This is a genomic window from Gordonibacter sp. 28C, assembly GCF_003339845.1.
Taxonomy (GTDB): Bacteria; Actinomycetota; Coriobacteriia; order Coriobacteriales; family Eggerthellaceae; genus Gordonibacter.
Genome location: NZ_PPTR01000008.1, coordinates 93,045 through 119,195, shown reverse-complemented (window position 1 = coordinate 119,195; position 26,151 = coordinate 93,045). Strand labels below are relative to the sequence as shown.

General features: G+C 63.6%; 21 protein-coding genes. 6 read left to right on the top strand and 15 right to left on the bottom strand.

Features of this window, described 5'->3' with window-relative positions; genetic code table 11:
* Positions 1-9: 9 nt before the first annotated feature.
* From C1878_RS11105 to C1878_RS11040, 14 genes are all read right to left on the bottom strand, one after another.
* Entirely contained in the window at positions 10-357 is a 348-nt protein-coding gene (locus C1878_RS11105) for an Asp23/Gls24 family envelope stress response protein (protein WP_114601691.1), read from the bottom strand.
* Positions 354-1,706 carry an acetyl-CoA carboxylase biotin carboxylase subunit gene (accC, locus tag C1878_RS11100; RefSeq protein ID WP_114601690.1) on the bottom strand — a complete coding sequence of 451 codons (1,353 nt, stop codon included), beginning with the start codon at positions 1,704-1,706 and terminating at the stop codon, positions 354-356. The genes C1878_RS11105 and accC overlap by 4 nt, the downstream gene beginning before the upstream one ends.
* Positions 1,706-3,598 (bottom strand): acetyl-CoA carboxylase biotin carboxyl carrier protein, encoded by a 1,893-nt coding sequence (gene accB / locus C1878_RS11095; RefSeq protein WP_114601689.1) that lies wholly within the window; start codon positions 3,596-3,598, stop codon positions 1,706-1,708. Before accB ends, accC begins: the two co-directional genes overlap by 1 nt.
* Before the next feature lie 284 nt (positions 3,599-3,882).
* Entirely contained in the window at positions 3,883-4,608 is a 726-nt protein-coding gene (locus C1878_RS11090) for an HAD family hydrolase (protein WP_114601688.1), read from the bottom strand.
* The gene (locus C1878_RS11085; protein ID WP_114601687.1) at positions 4,608-6,365 is read right to left on the bottom strand and encodes a proline--tRNA ligase; all 1,758 of its coding nucleotides are present in this window, start codon (positions 6,363-6,365) and stop codon (positions 4,608-4,610) included. The genes C1878_RS11090 and C1878_RS11085 overlap by 1 nt, the downstream gene beginning before the upstream one ends.
* Positions 6,362-7,429, bottom strand: coding sequence for a flavodoxin-dependent (E)-4-hydroxy-3-methylbut-2-enyl-diphosphate synthase (gene ispG / locus C1878_RS11080; RefSeq protein ID WP_114601686.1), 1,068 nt, complete (start codon positions 7,427-7,429; stop codon positions 6,362-6,364). Before ispG ends, C1878_RS11085 begins: the two co-directional genes overlap by 4 nt.
* A 406-nt stretch (positions 7,430-7,835) precedes the next feature.
* On the bottom strand, positions 7,836-8,945 hold the full coding sequence (locus C1878_RS11075) for a site-2 protease family protein (RefSeq protein ID WP_114601685.1): 1,110 nt from the start codon (positions 8,943-8,945) through the stop codon (positions 7,836-7,838).
* Positions 8,946-9,202: 257 nt separating this feature from the next.
* The gene (locus C1878_RS11070) at positions 9,203-9,910 is read right to left on the bottom strand and encodes a hypothetical protein (protein WP_114601684.1); all 708 of its coding nucleotides are present in this window, start codon (positions 9,908-9,910) and stop codon (positions 9,203-9,205) included.
* A gap of 45 nt (positions 9,911-9,955) precedes the next feature.
* Positions 9,956-11,221 (bottom strand): 1-deoxy-D-xylulose-5-phosphate reductoisomerase, encoded by a 1,266-nt coding sequence (dxr, locus tag C1878_RS11065; protein WP_114601683.1) that lies wholly within the window; start codon positions 11,219-11,221, stop codon positions 9,956-9,958.
* Positions 11,222-11,230: 9 nt separating this feature from the next.
* Positions 11,231-12,172 carry a phosphatidate cytidylyltransferase gene (locus C1878_RS11060; protein WP_114601682.1) on the bottom strand — a complete coding sequence of 314 codons (942 nt, stop codon included), beginning with the start codon at positions 12,170-12,172 and terminating at the stop codon, positions 11,231-11,233.
* Positions 12,173-12,952 (bottom strand): isoprenyl transferase, encoded by a 780-nt coding sequence (locus C1878_RS11055; RefSeq protein ID WP_114601681.1) that lies wholly within the window; start codon positions 12,950-12,952, stop codon positions 12,173-12,175.
* Positions 12,953-13,127: 175 nt separating this feature from the next.
* Positions 13,128-13,685 carry a ribosome recycling factor gene (gene frr / locus C1878_RS11050; protein WP_114601680.1) on the bottom strand — a complete coding sequence of 186 codons (558 nt, stop codon included), beginning with the start codon at positions 13,683-13,685 and terminating at the stop codon, positions 13,128-13,130.
* A 75-nt stretch (positions 13,686-13,760) separates the two neighbouring features.
* A complete protein-coding gene (gene pyrH / locus C1878_RS11045) occupies positions 13,761-14,540 on the bottom strand; it encodes a UMP kinase (protein ID WP_241963707.1) in 780 nt (259 codons plus the stop codon).
* A gap of 203 nt (positions 14,541-14,743) precedes the next feature.
* A complete protein-coding gene (locus C1878_RS11040; RefSeq protein WP_114601679.1) occupies positions 14,744-16,174 on the bottom strand; it encodes a S1C family serine protease in 1,431 nt (476 codons plus the stop codon).
* Between the two features lie 267 nt (positions 16,175-16,441).
* Here C1878_RS11040 and C1878_RS11035 point away from each other — a divergent pair, with 267 nt between their 5' ends.
* The 6 genes from C1878_RS11035 (at position 16,442) to C1878_RS11010 (ending at position 24,603) form a co-directional block, all read left to right on the top strand.
* Positions 16,442-17,908 carry a hypothetical protein gene (locus C1878_RS11035; protein ID WP_158539793.1) on the top strand — a complete coding sequence of 489 codons (1,467 nt, stop codon included), beginning with the start codon at positions 16,442-16,444 and terminating at the stop codon, positions 17,906-17,908.
* A gap of 200 nt (positions 17,909-18,108) precedes the next feature.
* Positions 18,109-18,972 carry a hypothetical protein gene (locus C1878_RS11030; protein ID WP_114601677.1) on the top strand — a complete coding sequence of 288 codons (864 nt, stop codon included), beginning with the start codon at positions 18,109-18,111 and terminating at the stop codon, positions 18,970-18,972.
* Positions 18,973-19,031: 59 nt separating this feature from the next.
* Positions 19,032-21,074, top strand: coding sequence for a hypothetical protein (locus C1878_RS11025; RefSeq protein WP_114601676.1), 2,043 nt, complete (start codon positions 19,032-19,034; stop codon positions 21,072-21,074).
* Positions 21,075-21,202: 128 nt separating this feature from the next.
* Positions 21,203-21,730: a D-alanyl-D-alanine carboxypeptidase gene (locus tag C1878_RS11020; protein WP_114601675.1), complete on the top strand. Its 528-nt coding sequence runs from the start codon at positions 21,203-21,205 to the stop codon at positions 21,728-21,730.
* A 151-nt stretch (positions 21,731-21,881) separates the two neighbouring features.
* Positions 21,882-23,069, top strand: coding sequence for an iron-containing alcohol dehydrogenase (locus C1878_RS11015; protein ID WP_114601674.1), 1,188 nt, complete (start codon positions 21,882-21,884; stop codon positions 23,067-23,069).
* A 121-nt stretch (positions 23,070-23,190) separates the two neighbouring features.
* Complete coding sequence (locus tag C1878_RS11010; RefSeq protein ID WP_114601673.1) at positions 23,191-24,603, top strand: aldehyde dehydrogenase; 1,413 nt, start codon at positions 23,191-23,193, stop codon at positions 24,601-24,603.
* A 710-nt stretch (positions 24,604-25,313) separates the two neighbouring features.
* On the opposite strand, the gene C1878_RS11005 is transcribed toward C1878_RS11010, so the two are convergent.
* Entirely contained in the window at positions 25,314-26,123 is an 810-nt protein-coding gene (locus C1878_RS11005) for a GyrI-like domain-containing protein (RefSeq protein ID WP_114601672.1), read from the bottom strand.
* Positions 26,124-26,151 lie beyond the last annotated feature (28 nt).

Sequence of the window (26,151 nt, the reverse complement as noted above, 5' to 3'; positions counted from 1 at the left end):
AACCTCCGGCTAACCGGCGAACTGGATGCCGTCGATGTACACGTCGACCGAGGACACCTGCGCGCCCACCTGGCTGGCGACCGCGTCGGCCACGGCCTGGCGCACGTTCGCGGCCAGATCGGGCAGCACGTAGCCGTAGTACACGTCGACGCGCACCGAGATGGCCAGCTTGTCGTCCTCGTCCACGGCGATGTCGATGCCCTGCGTGGACGGCTTGGAGCCGAACACGGAGCGCAGGCCGCCCGAAGCCGCCGAGCCGACCGAAGCCACGCCCTCGACCTCGTTGGTGGCAATGGACACGATGGTCTCGACGACGCCCGGCGCCAACGCCATGCCGTCAAGATTCAGTTCATTCATAGCACGTCTCCCATCTGGGTTTCGATGAAGTCGGTCGTCGCCTCGCCCGCGCAGAACACCGCATTGTCCAGCACGCGGCGATGGAACGAGATGGTGGTTTCGATGCCTTCGATGACGAACTCGTCGAGGGCGCGGCGCCCGCGCTGGAGCGCCTCTTCGCGATCCTGGCCGTACACCACGAGCTTCGCCACGAGCGAGTCGTAGTACGGCGAGATGCGCGAGCCCGTGCGCACGTAGCTCTCCACGCGCACGCCGGGGCCCGCCGGAGGATCGAACCTCGTGATGGTGCCGGGGCACGGACGGAAGGCGTGCGCCGGGTCCTCCGCGTTGATGCGGAACTCGATGGCGTGGCCGAACGGGGCGAACGGCGCGCGCGAGGCGCAGCTGATGGGCTCGCCGGAGGCGATGCGCAGCTGCTCTTTGATGATGTCGGTGCCGGTGATCTGCTCCGTTACCGGATGCTCCACCTGCACGCGCGTGTTCATCTCCATGAAGTAGAAGTTCCCGCGCTCGTCGAGCAGGAACTCGATGGTGCCGGCGTTCTTGTAGTTCACGGCGCGCACGGCCTTGATGGCGGCCACGCCCATGGCGCGGCGCAAATCCTCGGTGAGCGCCGGCGAGGGCGCCTCCTCGATGAGCTTCTGGTGGCGGCGCTGCACGGAGCAGTCGCGCTCGCAGAGCGCCAGATTGTTGCCGAAGTCGTCGGCCAGCACCTGTATCTCCACGTGGCGAGGACGCAGCACGAGCTTCTCCAGGTACACGCCGTCGTTTCCGAAGGCCGCGCCCGCCTCGTTGCGGGCCGCCTGGTACTGGGCCTCGAGGTCGGCCGGGTCGTGCACCTCGCGCATGCCCTTGCCGCCGCCGCCCGCCGTGGCCTTGATGAGCACGGGATAGCCCACGCTGTCGGCGAAGGCCTTGGCCTCGGCCGCCGTCTCGATGCAGCCGTCGGAACCGGGAACGGTGGGAACGCCGCAGCCCTTCATGGTCTCGCGCGCCATGCTCTTGTCGCCCATGCGCTCGATGCAGTCGGCGGAGGGCCCGATGAACACCAGGTCGTTCTCGACGCAGGCGCGGGCGAAGTCGGCGTTCTCGGCCAAGAAGCCGTAGCCGGGGTGGATGGCCTCGGCCCCGGCGTTCTTCGCCGCGGAGATGATGCTGGGTATGACCAGGTAGCTCTTGTTCGCCTGGGCGGGGCCGATGCACACGGCCTCGTCGGCGTACTGCACGGGATAGGTGTCGGCGTCCTCGGTCGAGTAGACCGCGACCGTCTTCACGCCCAGCTCGCGGCAGGCGCGCATGATGCGCAGCGCCACCTCGCCGCGATTGGCAACCAGTATCTTGCTAAACATTACGCCGTCTCCGGAGCCGGGGCCGGGGTTCCGTGGGGCTCGATGTAGAACAGGGGCGTGCCGAACTCGACGGGCGTGGCGTCCTCGAGGCACACCTCGCGCACCGTACCCATCTCCTCGGCCGTGATCTCGTTCATGAGCTTCATGGCCTCGACGATGCACAGCGTCTGGTTGGCGGCAACCTCGTCGCCCACCTTCACGAACGGCGGCTCGCCGGGAGCCGGGGCCTCGTAGAACGTGCCCACCATGGGAGCCGTGACGGCGTACCAGTTCGAGGGGCGCTCCACGCCGTCGTCGGCGGCGGCCGGCGCGTCGGCCACGGGGGCCGGGGCCACGGCGGCGACCGGCGCGGCGGCGGCAGCGGCCGCCATGGCGTCGGAGGACAACGTGCCCGGCATGCGCACGGCGATGCGCGTGCCCTCTTCCTCGACTACGATCTCGCCGACGCCGCTCTCCTCGGCGACGCGAACCAGCTCGCGAATCTGATTGATGTCCACGTAATCGTCCTCCTTGGTATGGCTCGACTCCTGCTCCATGAGGAAGTCGACCTTCTCGGATGTGCGGTGCTTGCTCAGGTACGTGCGGGCCTCGTTCGGGAAGAGGGCGTACATGAGCACGTCCTCCTCGCTCTTCGCGAGATCGCCGATCTCGTCTTCCACCTGCGAGTACGTGGTGGTTACGAGCGAGCCGGGCGCCACGTCGGGCGGCAGCATCTCGGAATTGCCCACGACCTTCGCCACAATGTCCTTGTCCATGCGACCCGGCGCCTTGCCGTAGTAGCCGCAGATGTAATCCTTCATCTCCTTGGACACGACGCTCCAGCGCTTGCCGGTGAGCACGTTGAACACGGCCTGCGTGCCCACGATCTGGGACATGGGCGTGACGAGCGGCGGGTAGCCCACCTCGGCGCGCACCTTCGGGATCTCCTGCATGACCTCGCCCAGGCGGTCGCCCGCGTTCTGGATCTCCAGCTGGGACACCAGGTTCGACATCATGCCGCCGGGCACCTGGTGCGAGTACACCTTCATGTGCGTGAGGGAGGACACGCCGCGCTTGTAGTGGCCGCGCTTGCGCACCTCTTCCCAGTACTCGGCGATCTCGAACAGCAGGTCCAGGTCGAGGCCCGTGTCGTAGCGGCTCTCCTGGAGGGCGGCCACGATCATCTCGACGGCCGGGTGCGAGTTGCCGAACGCGAGCGGCGCGTGGGCCGTGTCGGCGATGGCGGCGCCGGCCTCGGCGGCCTTGATGATGTTGGCGGGGGCCATGCCGCCCACGTAATGGCAGTGGATGTGCAGCGGCAGGCCGATCTCGGCGTTGAACGCCTTGACCATGCGCTCCGTGCGGTACGGGGTGAGCATGCCGGCCATGTCCTTGATGGCGATAGAATCGGCGCCCAGGTCCTTCATCTTCTGGCCGTAGTCCAGGTAGCTGTCGAGCGTGTGCACCGGCGACATGGTGTAGGAGATGGCGCCCTCGAAGTGGCCGCCGCATTCCTTGATGGCCTCGGCGTTGTCCACCACGTTGCGGATGTCGTTGAGGGCGTCGAACACGCGGAACACGTGCACGCCGTTGCGCTTGGCCGCCTTGATGAAGCGGTTGCAGATCTCGCGCGAGTAATGCTTGTACCCCACCAGGTTCTGGCCGCGGGACAGCATGGCGAGCGGCGTGTTCGGCGTGTTGGCCTTGATAGATCGCAGACGCTCCCACGGGTTCTCGTCGAGGAAGCGCAGGCACGTGTCGAACGTCGCACCGCCCCACGCCTCGATGGCCCAGTACCCGACCCGGTCCATTTTCGGCAGGATCGGCAGCATGTCCCCGATCTGCATGCGCGTGGCCCACAGGCTCTGCTGGCCGTCGCGGATCGTGGTATCCATGATTTGAAGTCTCGGCATGAACTCACACCCCCTTCGATTTGCAGTTAGTCAAAGATCGAATAACCGATTATAGAGGAAGGGTGGCTCAAGGGGGAGTTTGGGCGGGAAATTCACCGGCAAGCAACAGAATCGCGGGGTGGGAGGATGTTGTGCACCGCGCCCGAAGGGAACGGCTGGGCGCTAGCGGGGCGTCGTGAGCAGGTCTTGCGCGCATGTTCGGCGAGAATGTGCGGGTGCTGAGCGATAGGCATGCGAAATTGTAGGGCGAACGACGGGGGCTTGAGACGAATGCCCTGCCGCCCCTATACCTCTGCAAGCAACTTCGGCAGCTCGTCGATGGTCCGGCAAACGCAATCGGGGCCTTCGGCTTCCAACACCGCCTCCGGGAACATACCCCATAGCGCCGCCACGGTCGTGCAGCCGGCCCCGTTCCCGGCTTGGATGTCGAAGGGGCTGTCGCCCACGTAGAGGCATTCCTCGGGTCGCAGCCCGAGCAGGTCGCAACCGTGAGCCACCGGGCCGGGATCCGGTTTGTGAGTAGGCCAGTCGTCGGAACCTACGAGGAAGTCGAAACTGCGATCCAGCCCGAACACGGCCAGGCCGCGCAGAGCGGCCTCGTGGCGCTTCGAAGTCACCACGCCCAAATCCAGTCCCCTGCCCCGCAGCTCGGCGAGCACGTCGGCGACGCCGGGGAAAATGCGGATGAGATCGTCGTGAACCCGCTCGTTGTACGTGCGGTACGTGCCGAGCAACTCGTCGTGCACCGCCTGGTCGTCCGTAAAATCCCACATCTGGACGGTAAGCGGCTGGCCCACCTTCGCCATGAGCAGCTCGTCGGGGATGCTCTTCCCCAGCACCGCCTCCACCGCATGGCGGAACGACACCAAGATCAAACGCTCGGTGTCGAGCAGGGTGCCGTCCAGATCGAAGAGAACCCCGCGCGTGCCCGCGAGAGAATCCTCAGACGAGCATGCAGAAAACGGTGACGCGGCCTCCACGGCCGCGTCACCGCCGAACTCGACGCTCATCAGGCGAACAGCTCGCCGAACAGGTCGGCCTCGGAGCCCCAAACCTTCGTGTTTCGCTGCGTGAACGCAATGGCCTCGGTGAGCGCCGTGAGCGAGATATCGCGGCGTGCGCCCGTCTTGCGATGCTTGATCTCCACTTTGCCTTCGGCAAGCCCACGCTTGCCCACCACGACCTGCAACGGCCAACCCACCAGGTCGGCGTCGGCGAACTTCACGCCGGCGCGCTCGCTACGATCGTCGATGACGACCTCCAAGCCGAGCTTGGCCAAATCGATTGCCAGCTTCTCGGCCGCCGGCTGCACCTCGTCGTCGCCCACGGTGAGCGGCAGCACGCACACGTGCGCCGGCGCCACCGAGAAGGGCCACGCGATGCCGTTCTCGTCGTTGTGCTGCTCCACGATGGCGGCCATGGTGCGCGAGATGCCCACGCCGTAGCAGCCCATGAGGAACGGCTGCTCGCTGCCGTCCTCGGCCATGAACGTGGCGCCCATGGCCTTCGAGTACTTGTCGCCCAGCTGGAACACCTGCGACACCTCGATGCCGCGCGCGCCCTCGAGCGGCAGCCCGCATTTCGGACAGCTGTCGCCGGGCTTCACGATGCAGAGGTCGGCCCATTCGTCCACCTTGAAATCGACGCCCAGCTGCGCGCCCACGTAGTGGTAGCCGTCCTCGTTCGCGCCCACGACCCACTTCGGCACGGCCTGCAGGCTGCGGGCCGCAATGACGTGCGCGCTCTCCGGCAGGCCGACCGGGCCCATGGAGCCTTTGTGCAAGCCGAACGCCTCCATGTCCTCGTCGGTGAGCAGCGTGAAGCCGCCGGCCGCACGTTCCGCCTTGAGCTCGTTGAGCTCGTGGTCGCCGGGGATGAACATGACCACGAGGTCGCCCGCATCGTTCTTGCCCGACAGCGCCTTCACGGTGGACGACTCGGGAATGTCCAGGAACGCCGCCAGCTCGGCGATGGTGTGCACGCCCGGCGTGGCCACCTTCTCCATGGCCGGCACGTCGTAGACGGTCGGGCGCGCCAGGCAGTCGCCCGCCTCGGCGTTGGCCGCGTACCCGCAGGTGCAGTGCACGAGCTCGGCCTCGCCTGCATCGGCAAGCGCCATGAACTCGCAGGTCACGCTGCCGCCGATCTGACCGGAATCGGCCTCGACGGGACGGTAGTCCATGTCCATGCGGTCGCAGATGCGCCCGTAGGCCTCGCTCATCTCGTCGTAGGTCTTCTGCAGCGACTCTTGGCTGGCATGGAAGCTGTAGGCGTCCTTCATGATGAACTCGCGGCTGCGCAGAAGCCCGAAGCGCGGACGGATCTCGTCGCGGAACTTCACCTGAATCTGATAGAGGGAAAGCGGCAGCTCCTTGTACGAGCGCAGCTCGTTGCGCACGAGCGCGGTGATGAGTTCCTCATGGGTGGGCCCGAGGCAGAACTCGCGGTCGTGGCGGTCGACCAGGCGCATGAGCTCCGGGCCGTAGTCGTCCCAGCGGCCGCTCTCGTGCCAGAGCTCGCCCGGCTGCAGCGCCGGCATCATGATCTCCTGCGCGCCGATGGCGTTCATCTCCTCGCGCACGATGCGCTCCACCTTGGACAGCACGCGCTTGCCCAAAGGCAGGAACGTGTACACGCCCGAAGCCGTCTTGCGGATCATGCCCGCGCGCAGCAGCAGCTTGTGGCTGGCGATCTCCGCGTCGGTGGGATCCTCCTTGAGCGTGGGCACGTACAGCTCGCTCATGCGCATGATATTCGCGTTCGTCATAATCTTCCTATCTCCTCCATCAAAGCGTCCACAATGTCGTTCTCCTCCACCTTGCGGACGACGTTACCATGGGAAAAAACCACGCCCGACCCTGCTCCGCACGCCACGCCGATGTCGGCGTCGGCGGCCTCGCCCGGTCCGTTCACCACGCACCCCATGACGGCCACCTTGAGCGGCTTGTCCAGGTTCGCGATACGCTCCTCCACCTGCCGCGCCAGCCCGATGAGGTCCACCTGGCAGCGCCCGCATGTGGGACAGCTGATGAGCTCCGGCGAGCGTCTGCGCAGGTCGAGCGCTGCGAGCAGCGTCCAGCAGGCACGAACCTCCTGCACGGGATCGTCGGTGAGCGAGATGCGCAGCGTGTCGCCGATACCCTCTTCCAGCAAAATGCCCAAGCCGCAGGCCGACTTGATGACGCCTTGGAACGTGGTGCCGGCCTCCGTGACGCCGATGTGCAGCGGCACGTGGGGAAGCTCGCGAGTGAGCTGGCGATACGTGGCCACCGTGGCCATGACGTCGTGCGCCTTCGCGCTGACCACCAAATCGGAAAAGCCGCGCCCCTCGCAGTACCGCACGTAGTCGGCCGCCGAGCGCGCCAGCTTCTGCGCCAGCGTCAGATCGTCGCGCGCGGCCAGCTCGGCGTCGAGCGAGCCGGCGTTCACGCCGATGCGGATGGGAATGCCGGCCTCCCCCGCCGCATCGAGCACGGCTTGCGTTTTGGCCAGCCCCCCGATGTTGCCGGGATTGATGCGCAGCTTCGCCGCCCCGCGCCGCGCCGCCTCCACCGCGATGTCCGCCGAGAAGTGGATGTCGGCCACCACCGGCAACGGCGACTGGGCGCACACGGCTTCGAAGGCGTCCAGGCACGCGTGCCGCGGAATGGCCATGCGCACGATCTCGCAGCCGACGGCGGCCAGCGCCTCGATCTGCGCGAGGTTCGCCGCCACGTCGTCGGCCGGGGCGTTCAGCATGGACTGCACGACGACGGGCGCGCCGCCGCCGAGCGGCACGTCGCCCACCATGACCCGCCGGGTCGCCTCGTTCGGCTTTGCTGTGCAGGACATACGCCTCTCCCATCCCACGCGCTTGATCGCATGTCGGGATATTGTACCGCCGAAAGGCCCTCGCCCGACCCCCTTTCACGAAGTCTTCCGCAAAAACCGTGCAGGGAGCGAAGAACGAGGGCGATGAGAGGGCTGCTTGAGAGAGAAGGCCCGGGTTGGCTGTAGGGGCGCTCTCCAGAGCGCCCGTTCGCGCGCAAGCGCGAAACAACCGCGCAGGTGAACGGCGAGCGAGCGAAGCGACGCCTGCCATGCGGCCGCAGGCCGCATAACGGACGCCCAGGTTGGCGTAGTAAGTCAGCGAGAGGCCCCCTCGCAGCGTCGAGCAGTTCCGGCGGCCGTCAGGCCGACGGAACCCGAAGGGGCTTCGCAGCGTCGAGTCGTTCCGCGGGCCGTAGGCCCGCGGAACCTACCAGTTTCCGAACACGAAACGCTGGATGTCCTGGTTCGCCATGATCAGGAAGAACCCGAGGAACAGCAGCATGCCGGCCGCCGAGATGTAGTTGAGCGCCCTCGTGGACACGATGCGCCGCGAGATCTTCTGGAACACCTCCACCACGAAGCGGCCGCCGTCGAGCGGCGGGATGGGAAGCAGGTTCATGATGCCGAGCGAAACGGAGATCATGGCCGTGAAGCTCAAGATGCCCATGAGCCCCATGTCGACCGCGTCCTTGGACATGACGGCAATGCCGATGATCGACGTGGAGTTCGACACGGTGTTGGCGGCCGTCGCCGGATTGAACAGGCTGACCACCAGCTGAACCACCTGGCCTATATAGGAGAAGCCCGCTTGCACCGATTGCAGCGGCGACATGACCGCATGATAGAAGATACCCGTGTTCGGGCTCTGCACCTCATAGCCGATAACGGAGAACATGACCACGAACAGCAGCATCGCGAACAGCAGGTTCACGAACACGCCGGCCACGAGGATGACCGAGCGCTTCCAAAACGGCAGCGCCCGGTACTGCTGCCGATACTCGTTCTCGAACAGCGTATGGGCGTCGGCCACGGGGCGCGCCTCGCCAAGCGCGTAGGTCGGCGGCGTCGGCTGCAACGCCGCCTCGGCGGCCCGCACCTGCTTCTTCGTGGGGCGAACCTCGGCGGCGCGGTACGTGTTGTACTGGTCCTTCTTCGTGGGGCCCTTGACGCTGCCCCACTCCACCAGCTCCTCGAGGGCATCGTAGGCCTCGTCGTCGGAAATGCCGCAGTCGCGCGCGACGTCCTCCATATTGGCAGTGCCGCGGCGGTACAGCGCGGCGAGCACCTGCTCCAGATGCGGGCTCATCTCGCCCGCCTCCATGCCGCACACCTTCGCGTACCCGCCGAGCGGCACGGCCGTCACGCCGAAGCGCGTGCCGCCTTTGGTGAAGCCGATGCTGGGGCCGGGAAGGCCCAGCATGAACTCCGTCACCCGCACGCCGAACGCACGCGACGCCAGATAGTGCCCGCCCTCGTGGATGAACACGAGGAAGCCGAGCAGGATCGTGGCGTATACGATCATCAAAACTATATCCATGAACTCGAATCCTTTCGGGAACGAGGCGAAAGCCCGCAACGCGCAACCACTGCGCGTGCGCCCATTATAGGAAACGGAAGGCCCCGCAGGCCAGGGTACGGGAAAAACCTACAAGCGCTGTGGAAAACGTACACGAGTACGGAATAAAGGAGGGGCAGAGCGGAGGCCGACGATCGAAGGAGGCGCGCGAAAGAAGTTGACGGAAAAAGCGGGAGATGGCGCGCAACGAAAGCAAGGCGGCCGTCGCCGCAGCCGGTCTAGCGCACTTTGAGGCTGGCGAAGATGTCGTCCCAGAACGCCGGATCGGCGTCGTACTCGTAATCATGGTAGCCGCAAACCGCGAAACCGACGGTATCCCGACCCGCCTCGACGAAGTACATCTTGGATATCCCTGTGGCGCCCTCGCGCGCGCTGGACTCGCTGAAAATGAAGGCGCGACTCCCGTTCAACACGATGGGCTCGGGCCCGGAGTAAACGACGTTTCGATAGTGCTCTGCCAAGCCCCCGAATATCTGGGCCGTCGATTCCGATTCCCTGGCCTTTTCCTCCAGCATCGCGGCACGTGCAGGAGCCTGCTCTTGCGCCTTCTCGGCGTATCCCAGCAGATCGTCGAAGGCTATGCCCGAGATCTCCCCCAGCAAGAACCCATGCGAGAAATCGTCATCGCCCACCAGCGTCTGCGAAACCACGACCTCCTTGCCGAACAGATCCGTCGTCCTCGGCTCCAGCTCGTCGATCTCCCACAGGGTGTCGGGGTAGCCCAGGGAGGTACGGCCCACCGTCACCTTATGGGGGAAGTTGACTGCGCCGTCGACCACATGAACGAGCGGCGGGTTCTCCGTCGAGGGCGGCGCGGAGGAGCACCCCGTTGCCAAGAGGCACCCGCCGAGCGTCGAAAGCACGAGGGCGCAAAATGCCGCCCGAACAAAGCCGGGCCGCATCGCCCGCCCATACGTCGCATCCATCTCGAACCTCCTCGCCTTCGAACCCCGATCGGCCGGCTCTCGCTCCTAACGCCTCGCGATCCACGCGCGCGCTTCGGCGCGGGCCCAGGCGTCAACGGCCTCCAGTTGGTCGAGGCTCTCCACGCGCTGCACGTCATGCGCATCCATGACGGCCTCGACGCACTCCGCGATGCCCAAGTACGTGCCCTGCTCGGCCAAGAACGCGGCCACGGCCACCTCGTTCGCGGCGTTCATGGCGCAAGGCAGCGTGCCGCCCCGCTCGCCGGCCGCGCGCGCGAGCGCGAGGCAGCGGAACGTGTCGGTGTCGGGTGCGGCGAACTCGAGCGAGCCCAGCTTCGTGAAATCGAGCGGCTCCACCGGCGCGTCCCAGCGCGCGGGATACGACAGCGCGAACTGGATGGGGATGCGCATGTCGGTGGTGCCCAGGTGCGCCTTCACGCTGCCGTCGGCGAACTCCACCATGGAGTGGATGGCGCTCTGCGGCTGCACCACCACGCTGATGCGGTCGTAGGACATGGCGAACAGGTGGTGCGCCTCGATGACCTCCAGACCCTTGTTCATGAGCGTGGACGAGTCGATGGATATCTTCGCGCCCATGTTCCACGTGGGGTGCGCGAGCGCCTGAGCGGGCGTGATGCCGCCCAACTCGTCGCGCGTGCGCCCGCGGAACGGGCCGCCCGAAGCCGTCACCCACAGCCGCGCCACCTCGCGCGCGTCCTCGCCCAGCAGGCACTGGTAGATGGCGCCGTGCTCGGAATCGATGGGCATGAGCGCGCCGGCCGGCCCCGTGGCGGGCGCCGTGCCGTCCGCGCGCCGCCGCGCGTCCACGGCGGCCGCGAGCGGCATGATGAGGTCGCCACCCACGACGAGCGACTCCTTGTTGGCGAGCGCCAGCACCTTGCCCGCGCGCAGCGTCTCGTAGCTCGCGCGCAGCCCGGCCGCGCCCACGAGCGCGTTCACCACGATGTCGGCCTCGGGCAGGCGCGCCAGATCCACCACGGCATCGGCGCCGAAGCCGAGCGAGCCCTCGCCGCGCTGCGCCATGGCCTGGGAAAGCGACGACGGCGCGGCGCTCTCCGTGCCGCCGCGCGCCTGCTCGAGCAGCTCGTCGGCCACCGGCTCGCCCGCCAGCCGCTCGTCGCCCACCGCCAGATGGCGCACGCCGAACTCCCGCGCCTGGGCCAGCAGCTCCCCCGCCCGCGTGCCCGCAGCCAAGCCCACGACCTCCAGCTCGTCCGCGTGCCGCCGCGCCACGTCCAACGTCTGCGTGCCGATGGACCCGGTAGACCCCAGAACCACGATGCGCTTCATGCGCGCCTCCTAGAGAAACGGAATGGGAAACGGTATGCAGTTAAAGCCCACCAGCAAGATGGCCGAGGTCACGGCCACGAGGAACAGCGAGTCGCACCGGTCGAGCAGCCCGCCGTGCCCCGGCATGATGGTGCCGGAGTCCTTGAACCCCGAATTGCGCTTGATGCGGCTCTCGGCCAAATCCCCCAGCACGCCCATCAATCCGCTTATCAGGCCGAACGCCAGCGCTTGGAACACGCTCATCGTCACGCCGGGAATGAACGACATGCCCCACCAGAACAGCATGGAGGCCACGAGGCCGGCCAGGAAGCCCTCCCAGCTCTTCTTCGGCGACGTGCGCGGGGCCAGCTTGTGCTTCCCGAACTTGCTCCCCACCAGATACGCGAACGAGTCGTTCGCCCACACGCTCAGGAAGATGCCCAGCACGAGCACCCCGCCCCACGGCTCGGGCAGCGCGCTGCGCACCACCACGATGCCGGACAGCAAAAGCCCCGTGTACGCGGCGCCGAAGAAGCTCACACCCACGTCGGGCACGCGCGCCCGCATCCAGAACACGTACCACACGATCAGCGCCAGCAGCAGCGCCAGACTCACGTACAGCGCCCCGTTCAAACCGAGGAAGAACACGCTCACGGGATACAGCATGGCCGCGATGATGCCCAGCATCTCGTTGGGCAGCTTCGCGTCGGATCGCAGCATGTAGTAGAACTCGCCGGCCGAGATGCCGGCCGTAGCCACCAGCAACGCGAGCGTGGTCCACTCGCTCGCCAGCACGCAGATCACGGAAACGGCGATGTAGATGAAGCCCGTGCGGAACCGCACCTGCAGGTTCGTGGGGTTCTTCAGCTTCTTGGGCGTCTTCTCCTGCGCGAAATTCTTGAGCTTCTCCTTGCGCGTGCGCTCGTCGGCCGCGATCTTGGCCTCGAGGTCGACGTCGGGCCGCCCCGCCACCTACTTCACCGCCCCGAACCGCCGGTCGCGTCCCTGAAACTCCAGCAGGGCGCGCAGAAACTCGTAGCGGTCGAAATCGGGCCACAGCACGTCGGTGCACACGAACTCGGAGTACGCGATCTGCCACAGCAGGAAGTTCGACACGCGCATCTCGCCGCTCGTGCGGATAAGCAGATCGGGATCGGGGATGTCCGCCGTGTAGAGGTGCCGGGCGAACGCCTCCTCCGTCAGGGGCTCGGGGGCACGTCCTGCGCGCACGGCCTCGTGGGCGTCGCGCATGAACGAGTTCATGGCGTCCATCAGCTCCACGCGGCCGCCGTAGTTCACGGCCACCACGAGCGTCATGCCGTCGTTGCCCTTCGTCTTCTCCCACGCCTTGGCAAACGCGTCGCGCGTCTTCTTCGGCAGCTCGTCGGTGCGCCCGATGGTCATGACGCGCACGCCTTCTTCGTGCAGCCCGTCGACCTCGGCCAGCATGGTGGTGGCGAACAGGTTCATGAGGCCGATGACTTCGTCCTGGGGCCGCTTCCAGTTCTCCGACGAGAACGAGTAGATGGTGAGGTAGCGCACGCCCACGTCGGACGCGCAGCGGATGGTCTCGCGCACCGCCTCGATACCGGCCTTGTGACCGAACAGGCGGTTCTTCCCCCGCTCCTTCGCCCAGCGCCCGTTGCCGTCCATGATGACGGCCACGTGCTCCGGCACCGAGGCAGGGTCGAGCCTCGCGGGATCGAGATCCGCCGGCGGGTTCGGGAATATGTAGTCGAGCGGTTTGTTCATGTGCGGCACGTTTCGGACGAAAGGGGACAGAAGCGCGATTCGTAGGGGCGATCTCCAGATCGCCCGTTCGCGCGCCAGCGCGAAAACACGAACCGCAGCTGCTTTTCCGGCTTCGCCGGAACGGGCGATCTGGAGATCGCCCCTACGGGGTCAACCTGCGAGGTTTCCCCCGCAGTTAGATTTCCATCACTTCCGCTTCCTTCTTCTTGAAGGCCTCGTCCACCTGGGCCACGTACTTGTCGGTGAGCTTCTGCACCTCGGCCTGGGCGCGGCGCTCGTCGTCCTCGGGGAGGTTGTCCTCTTTGACGGAGCGCTCGATGGCGGCGTTGGCGTCCTGACGAGCCTTGCGCACGGCCACGCGGGCCTCTTCGGCGTAGTTCTTGCACTGCTTCACCAGCTCGCGACGGCGCTCCTCGGTGAGCGAGGGGAACGGCAGGCGGATGCACGAGCCGTCGTTCGACGGCGTGACGCCCAGGTCGCTCTCCATGATGGCATGCTCGATGGCGCCCAGAACGCCCTTGTCCCACGGCTCGATGACCAGCATGTGCGCATCGGGCGTCTTGATGCCGGCCATCTGGTTCACCGGCGTGGGCACGCCGTAGTAATCGACCTTGATGCGGTCGAGCAGCATGGCGTTGGCCCGTCCCGTGCGCACCGAGCCGAACGCGTCGCCCAGCGACGCGAGCGCCTTCTCCATACGCTCCTCGGCCTGCAGCATAATATCGTCAACCATAGCGGCTCCTTTCACCCAACTCCCTGCGGTGCGGCGCTGCGCACCGATCGTCCGCGCCGGAGCGCGGATGCGTGTCTATTCTACCGTGGTTCCCACGCTTTCGCCCTTCAAAGCGCGCGAAATGTTGCCTTCGACCGTCAGGTCGAACACGATCATGGGCATGTTGTTGTCCATGCACAGCGACGTGGCCGTGGAATCCATGACGTTCAACCCGCGCGAGAGCACGTCCATGTAGCTGATGCGGTCGAAGCGCTTCGCGTCCGGGTTCTTGGAGGGGTCGCTGTCGTAGACGCCGTCCACCTTCGTGGCCTTCATGAGGCAGTCCACATCGAGCTCGCAGGCGCGCAACGCGGCCGTGGTGTCGGTGGTGAAGTAGGGGTTGCCCGTGCCGGCGGCCAGGATGACCACACGGCCCTTCTCCAAGTGGCGCACGGCACGGCGGCGGATGTAGGGCTCGGACACCTCCTGCATGGTGATGGCGCTCTGCACGCGGGAGAAGATGCCGTGGCGCTCGAAGGCGTCCTGCAGCGCCAGCGCGTTCATGACCGTGGCCAGCATGCCGATGTAGTCGGCCTGCGCGCGGTCCATGCCCTCGGCAGAACCGGCCAGGCCGCGGAAGATGTTGCCGCCGCCCACGACCACGGCCACCTCCACCTCGTCCTCAACGATGTCGGCGATCTCGTCGGCCAGCGCGTCGACCACTTTCGGGTCGATGCCGTAGCCGACGTCGCCCGCCAGCGCCTCGCCCGAGAGCTTCAGCAGCACGCGTGGGTACGCGTAGCCGCGCTCGCGCACGCGCGCCCACTTCTCAAGCTCCTCGACGTTCTCTTCCGCCTTGGCCCTTTCATCCGCCATGAATCCAACCCCTTCGACGACCGTTCTGTGTGCATACGTTGGGCCAATCTTACCCGAAAAAGAACGGGGCCGTGCAATTTGCAGGGCCTTTTTCAGGCATTTCACGCAATGAGCAAACGGGAAAAGGCCCAGAGCGAAGCAACCCCCTCGGCGAAACCGAGGGGGTTGCAAGGGCAGGTTGCCGTGAAGAGCCGGCCGGAGGGCTATGCCGCGTTCTGGTTGGAGCCGCTGCCGCCGCCGAGCAGGCGCTCGAGCATGGAGGACGACGAGCTGTTCTGCTGCGTGGCGCCCTGGGAGCTGTCGTCAGAGCCCAGCGTGACCTCGATCTGCTTCGTCTCGCCGTTGCGGTTCACTTCCAGCGTGACCTTGTCGCCGGGGTTCTTCGCGCGGATGTCCAGCATAAGGTCGCTCGCGGACTCCACGTTGCTCCCGTCGAACTTGGTGATGATGTCGCCTTGCTCGATGCCCGCTTCGGCCGCGCCGGAGCCGCTGTACACGTTGGCCACGTAGGCGCCGCTGTCGACGGACAGGCCGTAGCGCTGGGCGTTCTGCGCGTTCACGTTGGACAGGGACACACCGAGCTGCGCGTGGGTGGGCGTCTTGCCGTCGATGATCTGCTGGGCGATGTTCACCGCGTAGTTCACCGGGATGGCGAAGCCGACGCCGGAGTAGTTGCCCGAGTACGACGTGATGAGCGTGTTGATGCCGATGAGCTTGCCGTCGGAGTCGACGAGCGCGCCGCCCGAGTTGCCGGGGTTGATGGCGGCGTCGGTCTGGATCATGTTGGCGTAGATGGTGGTCGTGCCCGAGCCGCCTTGCTGGGCCGAGCTGGAGCCGTCCATGATCTGGGAGCGGCTCGTGGCCGACACGATGCCGGTGGCGACGGACTGCTCGAGGCCGAACGGGCTGCCGATGGTCATGACCCACTCGCCGATGATGAGGTTGTCGGAATCGCCGATCTCGATGGGCTTGAGGTCGCTCGCGTCCTTGGCCTTCACCACGGCCAGGTCGGAGCTGGGATCGGTGCCCACGACCTCGGCGTCGTACTGCTCGCCTTCGATGGTCACCTTAAGCGCGTCGGCGCCTTCCACCACGTGGTTGTTCGTGATGATGTAGCCGTCCTTCGTCAACACGACGCCGCTGCCGAGCGACGACTGCGTGAGCGTGCCCGACCCGCTGTTGGACGAGCCGTAGCCGTATCCGTACATGCCGGCCGACTGGTTCGTGTACACGTCGATGGCTACGACGGAAGGCAGCGACTTCTTCGCCACGGCCTCGGGCAGCGTGAGGTCTTCGTCGTTCGCGTTGACGGAGCCGCCGTCCGTGGAGCCGATGACGGTCTGGGAACCGCCGTTCGAGGATGAGCCGTTCGCGGCCTGCCAGATGCCGAACCCGCCGAGGCCGATGACGCAGGCGAGCGCCGCGCCCGCGAAGGCGAGCAAGAACGTGCGCAAGCCGTGCGACTTCTTCTCGACGGCGACTTGGCCGGGCGTGTGCTGCGGCTGATAGGCCTGTTGGTAGGGCTGCTGGTAATAGGGCTGCTGGCCCGTCTGGGCGGCATGCTGGGCATGCTCGTCGCCCGGCTTCGGCGGAACGGATCCGCCGGCGGGGGTGTTTCCGTGCATATCGGTCATGTGGTTCACACTCCTTGGGTATCGTGGTGGTCGATGATCGCCATACTCAGTAGATGATGGCGCTACCATAGCACGTGAGTAGTTGATCAGGCATCCTTTGACGCAAATGTCATCTTCGCGTCATGGAATTACACCGTTTGGTGTACTGGGCGTACACCGGCTGGATGAAGCCGTGCGAAAAGAAAACCCAGAACATGAGGACACCGACCGCACCAGAGCAACATACATACTTTCTCGTATTCAATAACCCGATATAAGCGTCAATTCATGATAATATACGAAATAGATGATGGAGAAAGACGCCTTTTCAAGGCTTGGACCACGAAAGATTGGGCAACGATGAAAGTGACCTCTTTGACCCTCAAACTCCTTCTCATTTCCCTGCTCGCCCTTGGTTTTTCACCTGCGCTCGCAAGCTGCTCGAGTTCGAACACCGTTTCGAGCGCCCCTACTGCAAGGGAATCCGGATCGGATACGCCTGGCGTGAGTAAGAAGACAGAAGACCAGCAAACGATTTCGCCGAGGGAGCAACTCGTATCGAAGAAGCTCCGCTATTCCGACCAATCGAATTCCCCTTCGACAACCTTTTATGCCTATGACGAAAACAATCAAATCGTTTCCGAGGAAACCAGCACTGCGTTTCAGCAATGGGAATATGATCTGGATGGCCGCGTTCTCTCTTGGTCGTCGGCCAAGTCAAAAGACGAACCTGTGGATGAAGCGAAATATTATCTTTACGATGACTCCGGCTACCTTGCCGAGAAAATACAGGAGGGAGCCGAACTAGCGTGGATTGGGTGGACGCCTGCCATGATGCAGTATTCCCATCGCACGACGTTCGAATACGACAAGCCTTCCGACGTACTCACCATCACAGGCTACGGAGCCGAAGGCCAATTGGTGGGAACCGCAAAAACGTACTACGACGGAGGACGCGAATGGAATGGACTCTCCGTCGATTTTGACGCAGGGGATAGCCCTGCACGCATAGAAGTATTCGACCCCAGCGGATCATTGGCATTTCAACGCACCCGTCAATACAATGATTCCGGCAATCTCATAGAACTTACCGACTACTTCGTCCAAAGTGAAAGCACTATAGATACGACGTTTTGCTACGACAGCTCGGGCAATTGCACAAGCAAATATCAATCGTATTCCAACGACGGTCCCATCTTGACGAAAATGACCGGGACTTACACTGCCGACGGTAAGCCTCTGCAAATCATGACATTAACAAAGGTGGACGGTGAAACAGATCAGTCGCTGGACATCCAAACATTCGCCTACGATAGTTTGGGGAGACTCGCTTCAGAGATCAAATCAAGCGGATATTTGAACTCCTTCGATCCTCGATTTACATACGAAACGTATGAGTACGTTGAAAACAGCAAGTCCGCGGAAGCACCCGCTCTGCCCGATTTCTTCCAAAACCTGAAAAACAAATTCGCCATTGGAAAATGGGAAACCGTAGATATGCAAAACGGAGAACCGCTCGTATCGATTGAGCTATTTGAGGACGGCACGGGAACGTTCAACGGAATCTTGGGCACATGGGAAAACGGGGGATCTGAATGCCTAACCTGCACGATAGAAAACAGGGTTCAATACATCATTTCCTTCAACGGAAATTCCCCAACAATATCGGGCTCGGCATCTGAGGGCGTACCCATAGTAGCATCCAGCCTCCAAAGAGAACTCGACGAAGAGGGCTATCCCCTCATCGCTTTTTAATCGTCTCATTCTCTAAAAGATGACTTATATCATCATGAGTATCTCAATCACCCGCGCATGCGCATTCGACCCTTTTTAATGGGAAGCACCTTCGCTGGTACGTACACGACGGCACGATATAAGTGAGAAACAATAAAAAGGAACAGGAAAAATCAAGCTCAAGTGAACTAAGTATCGAGAGGGAACGGAAGGAGAAACCAATGAAATTGCTTCGTACGGTACTCGCCATCGCCATAAGCGTGAGCATGGGGCTTTTGTCTGGTTGCAGCAACGGTGACGCAAGCAAAGAAACGAGCTACCCTTCGAATCAAGCCGACGAAAATCGACACAACGAGAGCGACTTTGTTCCCGAGGTCACGGACGGCTCGATCTCTCTCGACGAAGCCAGCTATTCCGGCCCCCATACGTACATCGTAAAAAATGGTAGGTGCTATAAGGGATTCACGAGCTTCGCGCTATTCGAAGATCATGGACACATGGGACTCGTATACGAGGACGGAAGCTTGAGCAAAGACACATATGGCTTCGACGTTGGCAACAGCGGCGACGAAACCTTGCTTACCGTCGACCGCAATAACGGCGACGGAATTATCTACACCTCTTCAGAGTTTTGTATGTATCCCGTCGTAGATTACGGTTATTGCCTCGGTTACGAACCAATAGACTTCGATGAGGTAAACGGAATCGAAGTGAACGGGGATTATGACGCCACGGCAAAGGCTCTTGCCCAAACAGGTGTGTCTCTGAGAAAAAACTGGGTGACCAAGAGTCAAACGCTTCAATTCGGTCGCTACGTTAAATTTTTGCACTCCCAAACACCGAGCTCCGCCTCAGCCGGTTTTTACAAAGGCAGCCAATGGATAGATATGACTCTCCAAGTTAATCTTCCTTATTATGCATACGACTCCCTCGAAACCAATAATCTGAATTACGAGGACGCGCTTGTCGAAAAAACCAAGGACGGATACTTCAAAATAAATTTAGATAATGTGAGCCCCGGTATTTACATGATCGTAGACTACGATCCGAGCTCCTGGGAGTATCTTCCAATCGAAATAATATAAAGAGACTTCAACATGATGCAAAAGAGCAGAATTTTCATTTTCTTTGATCGGAGAACCCTATGTTGAAACGCCTCACGAAAACACTGGCCATGTTGGCAATAGCGGCAACGACGCTGACGGCGTGCGCGCAGAACCCGGCTGATACCGCGACAGAGCAGGCCGATGCGTTTAAGCAGGTTCCTGACGCGCTGCGGGCCGAACCGTACACCGCAGCCGCGTCCTTTGCGGCCGGATCGGGAACCGAGAGCGACCCTTACCAGATAGGCACAGCGGAGGAGCTCGCTTTCATGGCCGACAAGGTCAATTCCGATTCCACCGACGACAAGCCGTTCGCATCGGCCCACTACGTTCTCGTTTCCGACATCGCCCTCAATGACACAGGAGATTACGAGACGTGGACCGAAGCGGCCCCCCGCTTCGGCTGGGAGCCCATCGGCAACGGAACCGATCAAGTGCACGAATTCACGGGAACGTTTGATGGTGCCGGGCACGTTGTCTCGGGCCTGTATCTCTGCACCGAAAGCACCGGTCACAACGTTTACCCGGCGCTTTTCGGCAAAGCGAACAAGGCATCGATCAAAAACGTCGGTATCGAAAAATCGCTCGTGCGCACGTTCAACCAAGTGGGAGCATGTGGCGGATTGGTCGGCTTTGCCTATCGGTCGCAGGTGGAAAACTGCATCGTGGAAGCCGAGCTCGCATGCCAATCGGGAGCCCTCGGTGGAACGGGGGGCATTGTGGGCGAAACCATTAAAACGGACGTGCTCTCTTGCCAGTACAAGGGAAGCGCGACAGCGAACGAGGGCGCCGTCGGCGGCATCGTAGGGAGGTTTTCGGAAAAGTCGCTCGATTCCTGTACGAACAGTGGCTCGGTCACTTCCGCTGGTAGCGCAACCCCGGGAGGCATCGCGGGCGAAATCGCCGACGGAGGGAACACCAACTACACCGAAGGCACGTTCGAGGAAGTTCCCACGATGGTGACGAACTGCGCGAATAACGGCACCGTTGCATGCGATCAGGCCAACAGCGGGAATTTCGCCGGCGGTGTATGCGGGAGCGCCTACTCCAGCCAATCGTCGATCACTATCGACTCGTGCGAGAATTCCGGAACGGTACGGGCGAACGAGGGCACGTTGGGAGGGATCGCCGGAAAGGCGTGGGTCGACGAACCGCTGAACGCCGCCCTTGCCAACGAGAACCCGACCATCGTGATCTCTCGTTCAAAGAACACCGGATCAGTCGAAAGCGGGACCCCGGACTTCGCGCTTTCCAGCTCGGGGGGCATCGTCGGTTCCGCCCACGCGACAAAATCGGGCAGGTGCCGCATAGAATCCTGCGAGAACGCCGGGGATATCTCAGGCACCAACTCCACCACAGGAGGTATTTGCGCCACTGCCCTCGTTCAAACCTCCGCTTCGCTGAACATTGACAGCTGCATGAACAAAGGGGAGCTCAACAGCAGCACAAATACCGGTTCCATCAAGGGCGGCATCCTCGGCTGGCTCCAAACCTGGACGTCAGGACAAGCCCCTTCGTTTTCGAGCGATTATCTCGAAAACGGCACGCTGCCCGATCCGCTCACTGCAGATGAGTTGGCATCCATCGACAAGGCGAACGGGGCAATCTCCATCACCGCCTGCTCGAACGAAACCGATGTGGCGCTTGACAAGGGAACGTTCGGCTCCGGCGGCATTGTGGGCATGCTCATGTCTCCCGGACGCCAAGAGTCCATGGCGATAGAGGTGTCACATTGCAACAATAGCGGAGCCGTAACGGCCAACGAATTCTGCTATCTGGGAGGCATTGTGGGAAACATTGCCTCCGAAGCCACTTGCATCACCTTAAGATCGTGCACGAACGATGGGAACATAGACACCGTGCTCGACAATCTCAGCAAAGACGACGATGAGATAACCGACGAGCAAGCGCTGCAAGCGCGACGAATGCTGGGCGGCATAGTGGGCGTTGCGCCGAAGCTGCTCACAACCATCGACCAATGTGCCAACACGGGAGACATTCGCATAGAGGGATCCGGCGAGCTCGTTTTCGCTAACGCCAAAAAGCGCGTTGCCACCAACGAGATAGCAGCCTGCCTGTACTAGAAAAACTCCCGCGCATCTAGTCGAAACCGTCCTGCTCCGCACACTGCGGCTGGGCGGTTTCGCTTTCTCCACACATCAAGCGTGGTATGATGGGCACCATCGTCATCGAGGATGTGCAAGGAGCGCCTATGCCCGACCAAACGCCTCCGCGACGCACCGCCGCGCAGCGTTTCCAATCGCTGTACGTGCGCGTCATGCTGCGTCTGCTGCCGCACCTGATTTCGTTGTTCCGGCACACGTCGCCGAGAATCCGCGCCGAAGTAGATTATCTTTCGCCGGGCTACACGTTCATGCTGTCCGTGCGCGGGACGGATCTGGCCTGCGTGTGCACGCGAACCGCCAAAGGCTCGTTCAAGCGCGTGCCCCCGCGCACCGTGGCCCGCGACGTGGAACCGGGAAGCGGGCTCGACTCCGCCGACAAGAGCGCCGTCGCCGTGGATTACGTCATCGACTTCCGCTCGCTCGCCTACGCGTTCCTCTGCTTCTCGGGCGGCATGACGCTCCAGGACGCGCTCGCCCAGCGCGCGTTCTCCACGCGCGGCCCCAACGACACGGGCGTCGCCCTCACCTATATGTTCACGGCGCTGCTGAAGATGTTCTTCGGCTGGCGCAAGGCGTACCGCGGAAAGAAACCGACCGCCGTGCCCGTCCCGTAGGGGCGATCTCCTGATCGCCCGTTCGCGCACAGCGCGAAAACGCGAGCGCAGTTGAATTTTCCGGCTTCGCCGGAACGGGCGATCTGGAGATCGCCCCTACGAGGATTTTCGATACGGACGCGGAACGGAAATCGCGCAGAAGGAGTTGCCCATGAAAGCATTCGAGTTCGCCTGTCCCACCAAGATCATAGCGGGAGCGCATGCGCTCGACAAGCTGCCCGACGAGCTGAAAGACCGCGGCGTGTCGCATCCGCTGGTCATGACGGACGCGGGCCTAATGAAGCTGGGCGTGGCCGCGAAGCTCACCGACGTGCTGGACGCGGCCGACGTCGCCTACGACGTGTTCGACCAGGTGCCGCCCGACTCCTCGATGGACGTGGTGAACGAGGTGGCGCACCTGTACGAGGCGCGCGGCTGCGACGGGTTCGTGGCCATCGGCGGCGGCTCGGTCATCGACACCACGAAGGGCGCGGCTGCGTCGCTCGCCTGCGAGGGCGTCGACTTCGCCACGCTGCAAGGGTCCGAGATCCTCCACGCCGACCTGCCGCCGTTCGTCGCCGTGCCCACCACGGCCGGAACCGGCAGCGAGGTCACGCTCGTGGCCGTGGTGGCCGACACGAAGAAGCACGCGAAGCTGTCGTTCACCTCGTACAAGCTCGTGCCGCACGCCGCCATCCTCGACCCGGCGCTCACCAGCTCGCTGCCGCCGAAGCTCACGGCCACCACCGGCATGGACGCGCTCACCCACGCCATCGAGGCGTACACCTCCATCCAGAAGAACCCCGTGTCCGACGCGTTCGCGTGCAAGGCCATCGAGCTCATCGCGCAGAACCTGCCGCGCGCCTGCGCGCAAGGCGACGACGCCGACGCCCGCGCGAACCTGGCGCTGGCCTCGCTTTTGGCGGGCGCGGCGTTCTCGAACGCCATGGTGGGCGTCGTGCACGCGCTCGGCCATTCGCTGGGCGGCCTCTGCCATGTCCCTCACGGCCAGGCCATGATGATGCTGCTCCCCCACTGCGTGCGCTTCAACCTCTACCACGGCGTCCATGCGGGCGTCTACGGCGAGCTGCTGGCGCACCTGGCGCCCGACCGCGCGACCGAGCTGGGGCCGGCGGCGATGCCCGCCGAGCGCGACTTGGCCTTCTGCGACGAGCTGTTCGCGATGAACGAGCGCTACCACCGCGAGTACGGCGTGCCGCTCAAGCTGTCCGAGCTGGGCGTGGAGCACGGCCAGCTGGCCGCCGTGGCCAAACAGGCCCGCTACGACGGCGCGGCCCTCTACAACGAAGTGGAGATAACGCTGGAAGACGCCCTGGAGATACTGGAGGCAACGTATTAACAACGCCGCCAACCTTCGCGGGCGGCCGCAAGGCCGCCTGGCGATAATGGTTGGCGAACGATCCGAGGCGCCCCTGGACGACCGCGGGCGCGAACCGGCCGCCGCAAGAGAAGGAACCGCCATGACCACCGCACCCACATTCGAAAGCGTCGCCGACGTCGAAGCGCAGGCTCAGCGGATGCGCGCCTTCTATGCCACCGGCGCCACGCTTCAGGTGGACTACCGCCGCCAGGCGCTCGTGAAGCTGAAGGCCTACCTCAAGGGCAACGAGGAGCGCATCTTGGCCGCGTTGACCGCCGATTTGGGCAAAGCCCCCTTCGAAGGCTACGCCACGGAGCTCGGCTTGGTGTACGACGAGATCAACGCCTGCCTGAAGCACCTAGGCAGCTGGTCGAAGCCGCGCCGCGTGCGCACGCCTATCGTGCACTTCCATTCCACGTCGAAGGTGCACCCGAGCCCGCTCGGCGTGGTGCTGGTGCTGAGCCCGTGGAACTACCCCGTGCAGCTGGCGCTCGTGCCGCTCGTGGACGCCATCGCGGCCGGCAACTGCGTGGGCTTGAAGCCCTCGCGCACGTCGAAGCACACGAGCGAGCTTTTGATCGACATCCTGGCCAACGTGTTCCCGCCCGAGTTCGTGTGCGGGTTCCCCGGGTCGGGCGCCATGAACGACTGGCTGCTGGACGTGCGCTGGGACAAGCTGTTCTTCACCGGCAGCCCGAACGTGGGCCACACCATCATGGAGGCGGCGGCGAAGTTCCTCACGCCCGTCACGCTGGAGCTGGGCGGCAAGAGCCCGTGCATCGTGGACGAAACGGCCAACGTGAAGCGCGCGGCGCAGCGCATCGCCTGGGGCAAGGGCATCAACTGCGGGCAGACCTGCGTGGCGCCCGACTACTTCCTCGTGCACGAGAGCGTGGCGGACGACCTGGTGAAGCAGCTAGACGCGTGCTTCCACCAGTATTACGGCGCGGACATCCTCGCGTGCGAGCAGTGGCCGCACATGATATCGCAGCGCCACTTCGAGCGCGTCATGGGCCTCATCGAGAACCGCAACCCGAACGCGTCGGTGGCGTTCGGCGGCCACGGCGACCCGGACACGCTGCGCATCGAGCCCACGTGCCTGCGCGGCGTGACGCTGGACGACCCCGTCATGGGCGAGGAGATATTCGGTCCCGTGCTGCCGGTGCTGACGTACAAGACGCTGGACGAGGCGTTCGCCATCGTGCGCTCCTTCGAAAAGCCCCTGGCCACCTACGTGTTCAGCGACGACAAGGCCGTGCAGCAGCGCGTCATCCGCGAGCTACCGTTCGGCGGCGCCACCATCAACGACGTGGTGATCCACCTGGCGAACAACCACATGGGCTTTGGCGGCGTGGGCAACTCCGGTATGGGCGCCTACCACGGCAAGGTGGGCTTCGACTGCTTCACGCACTACAAGTCCACGCTGAAGAAGGGCACCTGGTTGGAGATGCCCATCCGCAACCCGCCCTTCGACGATACGAAGATGAAGCTTTTGAAGATGCTGATGAAGTAGCGGCTTTGGGCGCCCCCGCTCGGGGCCATGCCGTACGGCACTCCTCACACACTTCGCGAAAGTTCGTCGTACCGCACGGCATGGCCCCGAGCGGGGGCGGCGAGCTTTTCTGTGGCGGCTTGCAACCTGCGCGGCGTTGCGAGGGGGGGGGTTGCGGACTGTTCATGGATGGGGGGGGTCAACCTGCGAGATAAGTCGACAACGTAAGAAATCACGTCCGGAATGCACAAAAACCCGCGACGTTCGATGATTGCGGGGCCGAGGAGGGCTTCCCGCTGCCGTCGTCGCGCAGTGGAAAATGCGCCGTCCCTACGACCAGGGATTTCCCTGCCGGGACTGGTCGGTGGCACGAAACGCTTCTCGCCGAGAGTCAAACGTCGCGGGTTTTTGTGCAAAATCGACACCGAAACATGCATCGGCACAACCGGGGGGCCGTCTCATGATCGACCCGTACCAGATTGCGGTCTGCTTCTTGTTGCATATTTGCCCTGACTTCTACTTTGTCGAGTACGCCCTCACGCAGTAATGCATGCTTACATCAGCCCGACAAACGAAAGTTATACGTCCGTCGAGAAATGATTTGAAAATCCAGAGCGAAACCGGAGTCGAGGAGAGATATCGGCCCACAACGCCGCCGACGCGCTGTTCGCTGCGATAAAATGCGCGACTGAGCGGATCGCCACGCGATCCGCTCGCGCTATACCGAATGTTTACGCCTTCTCGATGGGCACTTGGATCTCGGTGAGCCATTCGGCTTCGGGGGTGTTGTTCCACACGCCGTCGATGTAGCTCTCGCGCGGGCTGTCCGCCACGCGGTAGCCGTTCTTCTCCACCCAATCCAGAGCGAAGGCGTAGGCCTGCGGCAGGTCGGCATACGAGCCGCGGTGCATGACCGACGCCACCGTCACGGCCGGGATCTCGCGGAACACGATGCCGTCGGTCTCAACGCCGAACGAGGTCACGGCCTCGTTGTACTCGAAGCTGATGTCGCGCTCCTTGTACTCGGCGTCCAGGTAGCTGATGAAGCAGTACTCGGGCACGGCGCACTGCAGGTCGGGGTTCGCGGCCGACACCGCGCGTCCCACGGCGGGGATGACTTCGAAGTACGAGTTGTAGTCGGGCACGGTGAGCTGCTTGGTGAACACGATGCAGCTGGGAATGTCCTTGACGGTTGCCTGGTAATCCATGAAAAGCTCCTTCTCTTCGTGATGCAGCATGAATGCGATGCGTGCGAGCTGGCTTCGGCGCTCGCGGAGTTCCCGGACGAGCTCGGCTTGGCGACGCTCCAAGATCGGGCGAGGGTCCGCGCCGCCCATGACGGCGACGACTTCGTCCACGGACAGCCCTGCCTGCCGCAGCGACTGGATACGGTGCAGGTCGAACAGCTGACCCGTGGTGTAGAGCCGGTAGCCGGTCGAGCCGTCCACCGCCGCCGGGCGCAAGAGCCCGATGCGGTCGTAGTAATGCAGCGTTTTGATGGTGGTCTTCCCCATCTTCGAGAACTCTCCGATGTAGTACATGCGCACCTCCTTTCACATCGCATTCAAC